Genomic DNA, 12867 nt, shown 5'->3' on the forward strand with positions numbered 1-12867 from the left:
ATGAATGGGCGCAAAAAACCCGGAGCATGATTCCCGGGGCAACCTATTTTGCCATCAGGTTGATGTCGTTCATCAGTTTGTCACGGTACGACTTCCCTATAGGAATTGATTTGGGCCCGTCCTGGGTTTTGATAATAATGGCATTATCTTCAATGAGGTTGATGCTGCTGGTATTTACAATGAAAGAACGATGAACCCGCGTGAACTTCTTTGCCGGAAGCCTCTGTTCAATCGCCTTCATGGTGAAATGAATGGTAAACCGGTCGTTGAAGGTATTAAAGATGACATAGTTCTCCAGCGCCTCAATCCAGAGTATTTCATCATATTTTAAACGAACCAGGGAAGAGTTCTTTTTGATGAAAATTTCATCCTTGCTGATCTGATCAACGGCAATCTGGGCTGACTTTTTTCTTGCCCGCTCAATGGCTTTGAAAAAACGGCTGTAGTGCACCGGCTTCAGCAGGTAGTCGGTCACGTCATAATCGAAGGCATTCAATGCATATTTTTCTTTGGAAGAGACAATGATAACCTGCGGAGGATTGCTCACCACCTCAAGTAGATCAATTCCTGACATCTCGGGCATTTCTATATCAAGAAAAATAATGTTCACCTCTTCAGGATGGGTGTTGATGAAATTAATGGCATCAATTGCGCTGGTAAACGACCCCATCAGGTGAAGATCGGAGGTTTTCCGGACAAATTCTTCCAAAACCCTGATGGAGAGCTTATCATCATCAACTATAATACAATTCATAGGCTATGTTAGTTTTAGGGTGAAGTTAATTTGCCGGTGTTGCAGGAGCTCAAAAATAAGCAAATTTTTGCGTTTTTTCACTGTTCTTCAGCCAAAAATACCTGAAATCATACCTCATCCGGCTTTTCACTATCGGGAACATGCACCGTGAATCAGGAAGATTTTTCAGCATCTGTTTTCTTCTCATGAAGCCATTTTTCAATTGCCTCCGGATTTCTTACGGAGTTTCTTGTCCATTCCAGTAAAAGTTCCAACTGCTCACCGGAAGACAACTGCCAGGGTACTTCGGATGCGCGGAGGCGATGGGTCAGGGTATAAAGAGTGATAGCAACTGTTACGGAAATATTAAAGCTTTCCGTGAACCCTACCATGGGAATTTGTAAGTATTCATCGGCCATTGACAAAGCGGTTTCGCTCAGGCCTGTCAATTCAGTGCCGAAAAGCAGGGCAGCTTTCCCCCTGTTCAGATCAAAATCCTCAGGCGTATGGCTTTTGCGGTGAGGGCTTGTGGCAACCAGCCTGTATCCTTTTTCTTTCAGCCTATGAAGAGCAATCCGTGTATTGTCTTCGGTTTTTTCGCGGTAATGAATCAGCGTCAGCCATTTGCTGGCTCCCAGTGCCACATCAGGATTGGGAGAAAAGGTGTTCCGGTTCTCAATAATATGCACATCCTGAACACCAAGGCAGTCACATGTTCGCAGAACGGCACTGGCATTGTGCGGCTGATAAATATCTTCCAGCACAACCGTCAGATAGCGGGTGCGGTGCATCACCACTTCACAAAACCGGTTGAACCTCCGTTCCGAAATGAATTGCCTCAGAAAATCAAGTATCTCGCTATTTTCCACCCTGCAAATGTAATATGTTTTAGGAATGCAATCATTTCGGTGGTTTCGTTATTTTTATGCAACACAAAAAACACATTCACAGCCGGAATACGTATATTTGCCCGTGAAATTCGAACCAAGATGGAAAAATCATTTTCGTGCACAAAGATTGTAGCAACAATTGGCCCGGCCTGCTCATCACGTGAAGTGCTCAGGGAGATGTTTCTTGAAGGAGTGGATGTGTGCCGGCTGAATTTCTCGCATGGAACACATGAAGAACACAGAAAGGTAATAGAGATCATCCGCAGTCTGAATCAGGAACTGGGCACCCATGTGGCCATTCTGGGCGATTTACAGGGGCCTAAACTGCGCGTGGGAGAGATCGAAAACAACGGTGCCATGCTGGAAGAAGGAAAAGAGCTTACCTTTATAACCAGTCATGAGTTTGTTGGAAACAGCGAACGCGTATATATGAGCTATAAAGAATTCCCTGCGGATGTTAAGGCAGGCGACATTGTGCTCATTGATGACGGGAAAATCCGGCTGAAGGTTACCGACACCAATGGTATTGATTCGGTAAAGGCGATAGTTTTAAACGGAGGTATTCTTTCTTCCCACAAAGGGGTCAATTTGCCCGACACGAAGGTTTCCCTCCCCAGCCTTACAGAAAAAGACAAGGAAGATGCCCACTTTGCTTTACAGGAAGGAGTTGACTGGCTGGCTCTTTCGTTTGTAAGGAAACCTGCCGATCTTCTTGACCTGAAAGAGCTCATGCGGCAGGAAAAGAAACATGCATGGATCATTGCCAAAATTGAAAAGCCGGAAGCACTGAATGAAATTGACGAAATCATTGACATGGCCAATGGGATCATGGTGGCACGGGGTGATCTGGGGGTGGAGATTCCGTTCGACAGAGTGCCACTGATTCAGAAAATGATTGTAAAGAAGTGCATTGAAAAAGCAAAGCCTGTGATCATTGCCACCCAGATGATGGAAAGCATGATCACCAGTTTCCGGCCTACACGGGCCGAAGCCAACGATGTGGCCAATGCTGTACTCGACGGTGCCGACGCTCTTATGCTGAGCGGAGAAACCTCCGTAGGGAAATACCCTGCCGGAGTAATCAGGGCTATGCAGCAGATCATAAGCTATACGGAACAACATGCTTATCAGTACTATCGCGAACATGCCCCGTACGAACTTTCCCGTACCTTTCTGCCCGACTCCATCTGTGCCAACGCCTGCCATATGGCAAAACAAACCAAGGCAGAAGCCATAGTCACCTTTACTTTCAGCGGTTACACACCGATGCGCATTGCCTCCCACCGGCCCAAAGCCTCCATCTATACGTTTACCCGGAACGAAGCCCTTCTCTGCCGTCTTTCCCTGGTCTGGGGTGTGCGCGCCTTTTATTACGACAAATCAGATCATACCGATGAATCCATTCAGCAATCAACCCAGTTTCTGAAAGAGAATAAATTCCTATCCGACGATCAGGTAATTATTCACGTTGGCAGTATTCCAATTAACGCCCGTGGACAAACCAACATGATCAAACTGAGTTATGTCTGATCAGGGTTCTTTTCTGCAAACCCTCAACCTGCTTGAGAATAAGTGGCTGGACATCCTGAAGAAAGAATGTTTGCGTTGCTTTTCCAATAATTTCCTGCCGTCGCATGATTGTTCCCATCATGCCCGGGTATGGAATTATGCCAGGCAAATCATACTTTCTGCCGGCAACAGGTACCTGTTGTCTGCTGAAGAAACAGAGATTCTCCTGCTGGCCTGTTTCTTTCACGACACGGGTATGAGCATCGACCCGGGTCCCCGTCATGGTCAGTTCAGCAGAAATCTTTGTTCCGATTTCCTTCAACGAACCGGAACGGTTATTCCTGAAGCAGATATTCTTCTATCCATTGTTGCGGAGCACGATCAGAAAGACACCATGGAAGCAGCCGGAGAAAAAGACATGAAAAGCCGGTTGCTTGCTTTGCTTCATGTGGCAGACGATCTTGATGCGTTCGGTGCAACCGGCATTTACCGCTATACCGAAATTTATCTGATACGGGGAATACCCTCCCGGAACATTCCCGGAAATATCCTTCCCAATCTGGAAAGCCGTTTTAACCGGATGCGGGAAATGTTCCCGGCAGATTCCGATCTTCTTCAGACCCATTTCAAAAGATTTTCATACACCCGCCAGTTTTTCTCTGATTGCATGAGCACCCCTGCCGGGTTAACTGATTTTGCATTCCTGACGGAAAAAATTGCTGCACTTATACTGGAGCAGAAGCATACTCCCATCACTTTTGCCCAAAAAATTATCCAGCATCCCGGCACACCTTTTCTTATCCGGCAGTGGGCCAGGGATTTTGAAAAAGAACTTGGGGCTTTCTGAAATTAAATGGTAACCGAACGGTTGATGTAATCTGAATAATCCTTAAGACGCTGCTGATACGGCTCATTGAACAGCGGCGATGAAATAAGAAAATCGGCCGTTGAACGGTTACAGGCAGTTGGAACATTGTAGAGCACGGTAATGCGTAAAAGAGCTTTGACATCCACATCGTGAGGCTGGGGCTGCATGGGATCCCAGAAAAAAACCAGAATGTCGATTTTCCCTTCAGCTACCAGTGCACCCAGTTGTTGATCACCACCCAGCGGCCCTGACTTGAGCTTCTTAAGACTGATGGACACATCCTGCCCTGCCTTTCGCCGCAAGGCATTTTCAACCATTCTTCCGGTGGTGCCGGTACAAATGAGTTTGTGTTTTATGAGTTCCTGCCAGTTCCATTCGACCCATTCCACAAGATCTTTCTTCCGGTGATCGTGTGCAACCAGAGCAATTCTTTTGATTCTTTCCATATTCTCAGCATTACGGGGTAAAAATAACGATAAACTGTCTGATGTAAATCAATCCGAAAATTAAAAGTACATGAAAATACTGTGAATATTCAATATGGCCAACAAATAAACCCGAAAGCATAAATTTCAACGGATGGCCACAGACATCAGAAAAAAGGACTTTTTATCATCAGCCGGGTAAAACTTGTAGTCGATTTTCCGGAGGCTTTCGCGGGCAATATCAATCAGACCCAAACCAGCACCTCCTCGCTTGGTTGACTTGCCCTGCCGGAGCGTAGCTTTGTACAAACTATTCATTTCTTCCTTGTTCATAGAATTCAGATGATCCAGCCGGGTTCTCAGTTCATCGGTTTCCTCGGCGGCAACATAGTTTCCGGCCAGAACATTATACGAATCGTCCTGCATTCCGAGAACAAAAATTCCATGATGTATGCCATTTTCGGCAAATGAATGTATGCTGATATTCTGAAGAATTTCTACCAGAATGTGAAACACCTTCTTTTTATACTTGAAGATATCAGTCTGACTGCGAAGATTATTTTCCAGCATACGGAGAATGGGAATAACCGACTCTCTGCTGTAATCGCCCTTGTGCATCAGAAGGAAATTGTTCTGCATCATCAGATTATGAAATTCCACGGTCTGATGAATAGGAATGCTTTCTCCGTTTTGGTTCTGCACATCAGGAGATTTCATTTTAATCTGCAGATAGAAAAAGGAATATTCCTGATCAAATGGCTCGAATAAATACTCAAGTTTCTGCCCAGATTTTCTTGCCATCTCAATAAGTCCGAGCCCTGCACCTCCTTTTGACGAAAGCCCTTCGTGTTCAAGGCTTTCAAGATACATTTTCTTCAGATCATCTTTGTCAAGCCGGTTGATCTCATTGATGCGCGAGGTTAAAAAATCAATATTTTCTTTTTTAACCAGGTTACAGGAAGCTATATAATAGGAGGCACCTATGTGCCGTGTGCTGAACATACCCGTATACCGGTGTTTTACAATGGAAGCATCCGCTTCCGTACCATGCCGTACCACATTTTGAAAACATTCGGCCATCAGAAAGGAAACCTTGCTGCTCATGCGGGCCTGATCCTGCCGAACGGATATGCTGTATTCACTCAGTCCGATAATTTTGTCGGTAATCTCGTCACTGAATGACCCCTGGTAGAAGAAACTCAGTGTATCTTCCTTCAGAAGCTGGTAAAGCTGAAAAATCTGCCCGAGTTCCATGCAGAGGTATATCGTTTGTTAAAGGCCTCTCGTTCACATTATCCTTATTTCCAGGCAAATCTCTGCACGGATTCTGATATCCTGCCTGATCCATGCCTTCATCCGGGTGCAGAGCTGCAATGCCAGAAAACGAATCAGCGCTAATTTAGGAATTTTTTGCATTTCAGGCCTATTCTCCATCAAAAAAACAGATTTCTGCCATCCTCAGGTACCAGGTCCTCGTTTGTCGAAAGGCATTGGAATCCGCACCTGCCAGCTTACATACTGAATTCAAAGGAAATAAACCTAAAATATAGCCCTCTGTATCTGAAAGCCTTCTTTCCACAGAGCTGAATTTTATATTTCATGAAACTTGGTTAATTTCGTCGCCTCCATTGGGATACCATCAGGGAGCTTTAACAAAAACCTATGGCAACTGCCAAAACACCTAAACGAACGAAACGAAAAAAAGGGAAGAAGACCATCTCCCGCATTTTGGTGATAGCCGGTTTCTTCTTTGCGGCGGCATTGATCGGGATATTTTATATTGGATACAGAAAAATTTACGGTTCCGGAATCCATATCAGCCAGCCGGAAATGGCCCATATTTATATTCCAACGGGATCGACACTGGACGATGTTGCTGACATACTGATGAAACAGAAGATCATCACCGACAGGAAATCCTTTATCTGGCTGGCTCAAAAAAGCGGATACAGTAAAAAAATTCATCCCGGACACTATGTGGCCAGAAACGGAATGAGCAACCGGAACCTCATCAATATGCTGAAGGCCGGACGGCAAACCCCGGTGAAGGTGATGTTTCATAACATACGGACATCAGCCCAGCTTTCGGGAGTTGTGGCCCGACAGATAGAGCCGGATTCGCTCGAATTGCTGTCTTTTTTCAGAAACGATTCCTTTCTGAAAAACCTCGGATTTACCCGTGAAACAATTCTCTGCATGTTCATTCCCAATACCTATGAGTTTTACTGGAATATTAGTGCGCGTGAATTTTTCCTGCGGATGAACAGGGAATACAAGAAGTTCTGGACCGACAAACGCAGGCAGCAGGCCGAATCCATCGGACTGACCCCTATTGAAGTAAGTATACTCGCCTCTATTGTTGATGAAGAGTGTCTTGTAAAATCAGAAGAACCTGCAGTTGCCGGAGTTTACATGAACCGTCTGGCCAAAGGGATGCCTCTGCAGGCCGATCCGACCATTCGCTTTGCTATTGGAGATTACGGAGTGAAGCGCATCCTTAAAAAGCATCTTGAAATCAATTCTCCCTATAATACTTACAAATACACCGGTTTGCCGCCCGGTCCCATTTCAGTACCCTCCATTTCGGCCATCGAAGCAGTCCTTCAGTATACCCGACACGATTACCTTTATTTCTGTGCCAAAGAAGATCTGTCAGGAGAACATTATTTTTCGAAAAGCCTGGCGCAGCATCTGGAATACGCACGGCAATACCAGAGGGCTCTTAATAAAATGGGGGTCTACCGATAATTTCTGTTTGACTGATATTTTCACTCCTGGCTTAACAACGCCCAGGTCAATGGAAAAACCATTTCCGCAACTATTCTTAAGGATTGCAGGAAAGATCTGATCGTTGTATATTAGCCAAAAGCAGAGATGTTGTTTAACAATTTACTATAGCAATTCAACAAAACGCCCGCCGGATTGTTATTAATAAAAAACGAAAAATGCAGAAATACCTGATAACCATCTTTTTGTTTCTTTTTCCCCTGCTCTGGTTAACCGGCCAGCAGAGCGAAAAAGGAATGATCGAAGGAAGAATATACAATGCACGGAACAATGAACCCATTCCTTTTGCCAACATTGTCATCTGGGGAACCAATATTGGAAGTACAAGCGACCTTGACGGAAGATTTCTTTTTACAGGCCTCGCTCCCGGTTATGTTGAACTGCGGGTAACGTTTGTTGGTTTTAAGCCTTATGTCTCTGAACAAATACTTGTAACCAATGCCAATAAGGTCTATATTGAAATTCCTCTTGAAGAAACCCTTGTTGAACTGGATGCCGTTGTTGTAAAGAGTTCCCCGTTCAGAAAGAGCGAAGAGAGTCCTGTTTCATTGCGGAGGATTGGCATTGAGGAAATTGAAAAGAATCCGGGAGGAAACAGGGATATTTCGCGTGTTATTCAGGCTTTTCCCGGAGTTGCATCTACCCCCGCCTACCGCAACGATGTAATCGTGAGAGGTGGCGGACCGAGTGAAAATCGTTTTTTTCTTGATGGGGTGGAAATTCCTAACCTCAATCATTTTGCCACACAGGGGGCCAGCGGTGGTCCGGTTGGAATTATCAATGCTGATCTGATAAGGGAAGTAAATTTTTATTCGGGTGCTTTCCCTGCATCGAGGGGGAACGCATTGAGTTCTGTGCTCGAATTCAGCACGATTGACGGAAACAGGGATAAGACAAAATTCAGGGGCTCGGTCGGGGCATCTGACCTGGCTCTTGCACTTGATGGGCCATTGAACAGCAACACAACCTACTTTCTCTCAGCCCGTCGCTCCTATCTGCAGTTTTTATTCAGCGCCCTAGGTCTCCCATTTTTGCCTACTTACAATGATTTCCAGTTTAAAATACGTTCGCGTCCGGATACAAAAAATGAAATCATTATTATGGGTTTAGGCTCCCTGGATAACTCAAAACTCAATCTGAAAGCCAATGAAACGGAAATTCAGAGATACATTCTCGGATACCTCCCCGAAAACAAACAGTACACTTACACGTTCGGACTACTCTACAGGCATTACCGCGAAAACAGTTACGACACCTGGGTTCTGAGCCGGAACTACCTCAACAATGCAGTGATTAAATTCAAAAACAACATAGAAACTGATTCCCTCAAAACATTAGATTATGCATCAGGCGAGGGCGAAATCAAATTCCGTTACGAAAACAATGCACGCATCCGCAGAGACTGGAAAACGAATCTGGGAGGAAATATTGAATTTGGACGGTACCGAAACACAACATACCAGAAAGTTTTTGAAATCAATCCTTTTATCATTGACTATTCCTCAGAACTAACTGTCTGGAAATGGGGAATATTTGGTCAGGCAAGCCGTGAACTGATGGGAGGCAGGTTGACAGTTTCGATGGGAATCAGGGCAGATGCCAACAATTACAGCAAAAGCATGTCGAACCTTTTTGATCAGTTATCGCCAAGACTATCCGTTTCATACGGATTGCTTCCCAAAGTATTTATGAACATGAATGTTGGCCGCTATTACCAGATGCCCCCATACACTGCCCTTGGTTTAAGAGACAATGAAGGAAACCTGGTGAACCTGAAAAATAACCTGCGGTATATTGCATCCGATCACCTGGTAGCCGGCCCCGAATTTCTGATCAACGAGAATTCACGGCTTACCCTGGAAGGTTTTTACAAGTGGTACCGGAATTATCCCGTTTCGCTTCGAGACAGTATTGCCATTGCCAGCAAAGGCGGAGACTTCGAGGTTTTCGGTAACGAACCTCTTGTATCAAAAGCCCGAGGAAGAGCCTACGGCATGGAATTGTTCTACCGGAACAAAGACCTGGCTGGAATGAACATCATTGTTTCCTACACATTTGTTCGCAGTGAATTTCAAGGATTCCGTCCTGTTTATTATCCCAGTGCATGGGATAACCGTCATCTGTTGAACATTACCGCGCTCCGCAAATTCCGAAAAAGCTGGAACGCAGGATTGAAATGGAGATATGTAGGCGGAGCACCCTATACTCCTTTCGACATCGAAAAATCTTCCCTGCAGGAAGCCTGGGATGCATCGGGAAGAGCCTACCTCGATTATTCACGTTTTAACCAGTTGCGGCTTCGGGCTTTTCATCAGCTTGATCTGCGGATAGACAAAGAGTTCTTTTTCAATAAATGGTCTCTCATAGCTTATATGGATGTTCAGAACGTGTACGGTTTTAAGGCCAACCGTCCAGACATTCTTGTCCGCGCCGAAGATGCATCAGGAACCCCTTTGCCTCCTGCAGGAGATCCTCCCCGTTACGAACTGAAAAAAATTGCAGACAATGCTGCCGGAACGGTTTTACCTACTGTAGGCATCATCATACAGTTTTAACACTTTACCTATGAAAAATCTACCTATTGCCGTTTCCGTAATGACCGGAATTCTGCTGATAGTTTTCCTTACCCGGTGTCAGAGCAAGACTTCCCCGACCGATGCGGCGCCTGCCCAGGAAACTATTATCACAAACCAGGAAGAAAAAGGACCTCTTATTACCATTGAGTTTGAGAAAGGGAAGTATCATAATCATCCGTTAATGGCTGTGTGGATCGAAGATACCTCAGGCCGATTCATTCAGAACATCTATGTGGCTGAATCAATAGCAAAGGGAGTATTCCGGCATGCTGACAACAGCAGAGGTCAATGGATGCCCGGAGAAATAAGAAGGCCGGCTGCTTTGCCTTACTGGGGCCACAAGTGGGGAATAAAAGCCGAAGACGGACTGTACCTTCCCACTTCGAAAAACCCTTTGCCCGATGCAGTCTCTGGCCCTACACCTCAGAACAACTTCATCATCCAGTCACGGCTTGCTGACACTGCTCTGCAGGTTTTCAGGGTCATGCTGGAAATCAACCAGTCGTGGGACTGGAATGAATACTGGACCAACAATAAATTTCCCGATGATCAGGAATATAAGACCTCCAGCCAGCCAGCCCTGGTTTACAGTGCCACCATCGATCTTACCAGAGACGTCAGGGGAGCAGAGATGCAGGTGATCGGACGCAGCCACTACAGTGGGAAAGATGGCAATCTGTATAACGACCTGGCCACTATGACAACGGCACTTCAGATTGCCCGGTCAATTAAAGTGACCTGCCATGGAGATGCCGCAAAATCTCTTCCTTCCCCTTCCCGTTGAACCGAAGATCCGAACAAAATTGATTTTCAAAGGTCGGATAGCCTGCCCCGCCAAAGCGGGGAAACACGCATGATCTGATTTTTGTTCATAGGCGTTTGTGTTTGCAATACATGGGTGTTTTATCGCCTTCCCTGAAAAGAAAATGCGGATCGCCGGAATAAGCACATCATTCATTATCAGGAAATTTCATCTGGTTAATCCGTTCCAGATCTTCTGGTGTATCAACTGCCATATTTTCTATGTCAGTTTCCGCCACCCGGATGGAATATCCGTGCCACAGCCAGCGGAGTTGCTCAAGTGATTCGGCAAGCTCGGGAGGAGCCGGTGAAAGTTGGGTAATCGTCTTCAGAATCTCACTCCGGTAAGCATATAAACCAATATGCTTCAGCCAGAGCTTATGGGTAATCCATTCATCCGCGGGAACATCCCTGAGGTACGGAATGACATTCCTGCTGAAGTACAGAGCCTGTCCCTGCCTGCCAACGATCACTTTCGGGATGTTGGGATTAAACAAATCATCTTTTTTATCAATCCGTTTTACCAGAGTGGCTATGGCTGTGGTTTCATCATCGAAACATTCCATGATTTGCTGCAGCTGCCGTTCCTGAATAAAAGGTTCATCACCCTGGATATTAATAACAACGTCAAAATGCCGGTTCAGGCGGAGACTGATTAGTCGTAAGGCTTCTTCACACCGCTCGGTGCCACTTCTGTGATGACGGCCGGTCATAACAACCTTCCCACCAAACTGCTCCACGGCCTTCGCAATGCGCTCATCATCGGTTGCCACCCACACCTCCGGAACTACGCGTGAAGCTCTTTCATATACGTGCTGAATCATTGGCCTTCCATGAATCATGGCTAACGGTTTCCCGGGGAATCTTGTCGAAGCGTACCGGGCAGGTATTATTCCCAGAAACAACATAAAACAGATGTAAAGAATGAATGTGTAAAAATATCATTTTGCATCTGGTTCCAAATAGTAATTATATTGTAATTTTGTCATGTTTTAATACCTTTTGTCAGGAACAGGAAACACCCTCTATGGAAACATTCACGCAAAACAAAGAAATACAACAGATTAAACAGCGCTTCGGGATTATAGGCAACAGCCCGGGGCTGAACCGTGCCATTGATATTGCCCGACAGGTTGCCCCTACAGATCTTTCGGTTCTCATTACGGGAGAAAGTGGCACCGGCAAGGAGGTTTTCCCGCAAATAATCCACCAGTACAGCATCCGTAAGCACGGAACCTATATTGCGGTAAACTGTGGTGCTATTCCTGAAGGCACAATCGATTCCGAACTTTTCGGCCATGAGAAAGGTTCCTTTACGGGCGCTCATGAAAGCAGAAAAGGATATTTTGAAGTTGCCAACGGCGGCACTATTTTCCTGGACGAGGTGGCCGACCTGCCCCTGGCTACTCAGGTACGGCTTCTTCGTGTACTTGAAACCGGAGAATTTATCAGGGTAGGATCTTCCAAAGTGCAGAAAACCAATGTACGGGTGATAGCTGCTACCAACATCGATATCCTGAAAAGCATTCAGGAGGGTAAGTTCAGGGAAGATCTTTACTACCGGCTCAATACTGTGCCCATTCATATTCCGCCTTTACGGGAAAGGACAGAAGACATTCCACTGCTTTTCCGCAAGTTTGCCACTGACTTTGCCGAACGGTACCGTATGCCTCCCATTACCATGGAGCCGGAAGCAATGGAAATGCTTCAGAACTATGAATGGCCGGGGAATATACGGCAGCTGAAAAACGTTACCGAACAGATATCGGTAATTGAACATAACCGTGTAATCGACAAAAATACCCTGAAAAAGTACCTGCCTGATTATGTTGATGTAAAGCTCCCTGCCCTCTTCCGCTCCGATGATGCACGCTCATTTGCTTCCGAAAGAGAAATTCTTTACAAGGTTCTCTTCGACATGAAAAATGATGTCAACGACCTGAAAAAGCTGGTTCTTGAAATGATCAAATCAGGGAAAGCCGACGAAGGGGTAATGGAAAACAATGCACACATTATCAAAAAGCTGTATAACACCAGCGAAGGTGTTCTGGGTGCAAATTTCCGGCCTACCATTGAAGTTGCTCCTGAAGCCGGCACCATCATACAGGATACCGAGGAGATAGTGGAAGAAAACCTGTCTCTTGCCCAAAAGGAAATGGAATTAATAAAGAAAGCACTTGAAAAACATAATGGAAAACGAAGAAATGCTGCCCAGGAACTTGGAATCTCGGAACGTACCCTTTACAGGAAAATTAAAGAATATAATCTTGCATAGAAG

Annotated in this window: 11 protein-coding genes; 6 read left to right on the forward strand and 5 right to left on the reverse strand. The window is 45.4% G+C overall.

The window, feature by feature from the left end; genetic code table 11:
* Positions 1-43 precede the first annotated feature (43 nt).
* A complete protein-coding gene (locus tag GX419_09480; protein ID NLI24923.1) occupies positions 44-754 on the reverse strand; it encodes a response regulator transcription factor in 711 nt (236 codons plus the stop codon).
* Between the two features lie 152 nt (positions 755-906).
* Positions 907-1524, reverse strand: a complete 618-nt coding sequence (locus GX419_09485) for an RNA methyltransferase (GenBank protein NLI24924.1) — start codon at positions 1522-1524, stop codon at positions 907-909.
* Between the two features lie 198 nt (positions 1525-1722).
* Between GX419_09485 and pyk the strand changes: the two genes are divergently transcribed.
* Both pyk and GX419_09495 read left to right on the forward strand, forming a co-directional pair.
* Entirely contained in the window at positions 1723-3153 is a 1431-nt protein-coding gene (pyk, locus tag GX419_09490; GenBank protein NLI24925.1) for a pyruvate kinase, read from the forward strand.
* Positions 3146-3979, forward strand: a complete 834-nt coding sequence (locus GX419_09495; protein ID NLI24926.1) for an HD domain-containing protein — start codon at positions 3146-3148, stop codon at positions 3977-3979. The genes pyk and GX419_09495 overlap by 8 nt, the downstream gene beginning before the upstream one ends.
* Positions 3980-3981: 2 nt before the next feature.
* Here GX419_09495 and GX419_09500 read toward each other — a convergent pair whose 3' ends face one another.
* Entirely contained in the window at positions 3982-4446 is a 465-nt protein-coding gene (locus GX419_09500; protein ID NLI24927.1) for a methylglyoxal synthase, read from the reverse strand.
* 126 nt (positions 4447-4572) lie between these two features.
* Positions 4573-5679, reverse strand: coding sequence for a hypothetical protein (locus tag GX419_09505; protein NLI24928.1), 1107 nt, complete (start codon positions 5677-5679; stop codon positions 4573-4575).
* A gap of 408 nt (positions 5680-6087) precedes the next feature.
* Between GX419_09505 and mltG the strand changes: the two genes are divergently transcribed.
* From mltG to GX419_09520, 3 genes are all read left to right on the forward strand, one after another.
* Positions 6088-7173, forward strand: coding sequence for an endolytic transglycosylase MltG (gene mltG / locus GX419_09510; GenBank protein NLI24929.1), 1086 nt, complete (start codon positions 6088-6090; stop codon positions 7171-7173).
* A 197-nt stretch (positions 7174-7370) separates the two neighbouring features.
* Positions 7371-9767: a TonB-dependent receptor gene (locus tag GX419_09515; protein ID NLI24930.1), complete on the forward strand. Its 2397-nt coding sequence runs from the start codon at positions 7371-7373 to the stop codon at positions 9765-9767.
* A 10-nt stretch (positions 9768-9777) separates the two neighbouring features.
* The gene (locus GX419_09520) at positions 9778-10572 is read left to right on the forward strand and encodes a hypothetical protein (protein NLI24931.1); all 795 of its coding nucleotides are present in this window, start codon (positions 9778-9780) and stop codon (positions 10570-10572) included.
* 166 nt (positions 10573-10738) lie between these two features.
* On the opposite strand, the gene kdsB is transcribed toward GX419_09520, so the two are convergent.
* A complete protein-coding gene (kdsB, locus tag GX419_09525; GenBank protein ID NLI24932.1) occupies positions 10739-11497 on the reverse strand; it encodes a 3-deoxy-manno-octulosonate cytidylyltransferase in 759 nt (252 codons plus the stop codon).
* A 119-nt stretch (positions 11498-11616) separates the two neighbouring features.
* Between kdsB and GX419_09530 the strand changes: the two genes are divergently transcribed.
* Positions 11617-12864 (forward strand): sigma-54-dependent Fis family transcriptional regulator, encoded by a 1248-nt coding sequence (locus GX419_09530; protein NLI24933.1) that lies wholly within the window; start codon positions 11617-11619, stop codon positions 12862-12864.
* Positions 12865-12867 lie beyond the last annotated feature (3 nt).

The sequence above is a fragment of the Bacteroidales bacterium genome (genome assembly GCA_012517825.1).
In the GTDB taxonomy this organism is placed as follows: domain Bacteria; phylum Bacteroidota; class Bacteroidia; order Bacteroidales; family JAAYUG01; genus JAAYUG01.

What these genes read in the sequence shown, in the direction of transcription:
- pyk (NLI24925.1), top strand. Translation starts at nt 1,723, where the DNA reads ATGGAAAAATCATTTTCGTGCACAAAGATTGTAGCAACAATTGGCCCG.
- GX419_09495 (NLI24926.1), top strand. Translation starts at nt 3,146, where the DNA reads ATGTCTGATCAGGGTTCTTTTCTGCAAACCCTCAACCTGCTTGAGAAT.
- GX419_09480 (NLI24923.1), bottom strand. Translation starts at nt 754, where the DNA reads ATGAATTGTATTATAGTTGATGATGATAAGCTCTCCATCAGGGTTTTG.
- GX419_09530 (NLI24933.1), top strand. Translation starts at nt 11,617, where the DNA reads ATGGAAACATTCACGCAAAACAAAGAAATACAACAGATTAAACAGCGC.
- GX419_09485 (NLI24924.1), bottom strand. Translation starts at nt 1,524, where the DNA reads ATGCACCGCACCCGCTATCTGACGGTTGTGCTGGAAGATATTTATCAG.
- GX419_09500 (NLI24927.1), bottom strand. Translation starts at nt 4,446, where the DNA reads ATGGAAAGAATCAAAAGAATTGCTCTGGTTGCACACGATCACCGGAAG.
- kdsB (NLI24932.1), bottom strand. Translation starts at nt 11,497, where the DNA reads ATGTTGTTTCTGGGAATAATACCTGCCCGGTACGCTTCGACAAGATTC.
- GX419_09515 (NLI24930.1), top strand. Translation starts at nt 7,371, where the DNA reads ATGCAGAAATACCTGATAACCATCTTTTTGTTTCTTTTTCCCCTGCTC.
- GX419_09520 (NLI24931.1), top strand. Translation starts at nt 9,778, where the DNA reads ATGAAAAATCTACCTATTGCCGTTTCCGTAATGACCGGAATTCTGCTG.
- GX419_09505 (NLI24928.1), bottom strand. Translation starts at nt 5,679, where the DNA reads ATGGAACTCGGGCAGATTTTTCAGCTTTACCAGCTTCTGAAGGAAGAT.
- mltG (NLI24929.1), top strand. Translation starts at nt 6,088, where the DNA reads ATGGCAACTGCCAAAACACCTAAACGAACGAAACGAAAAAAAGGGAAG.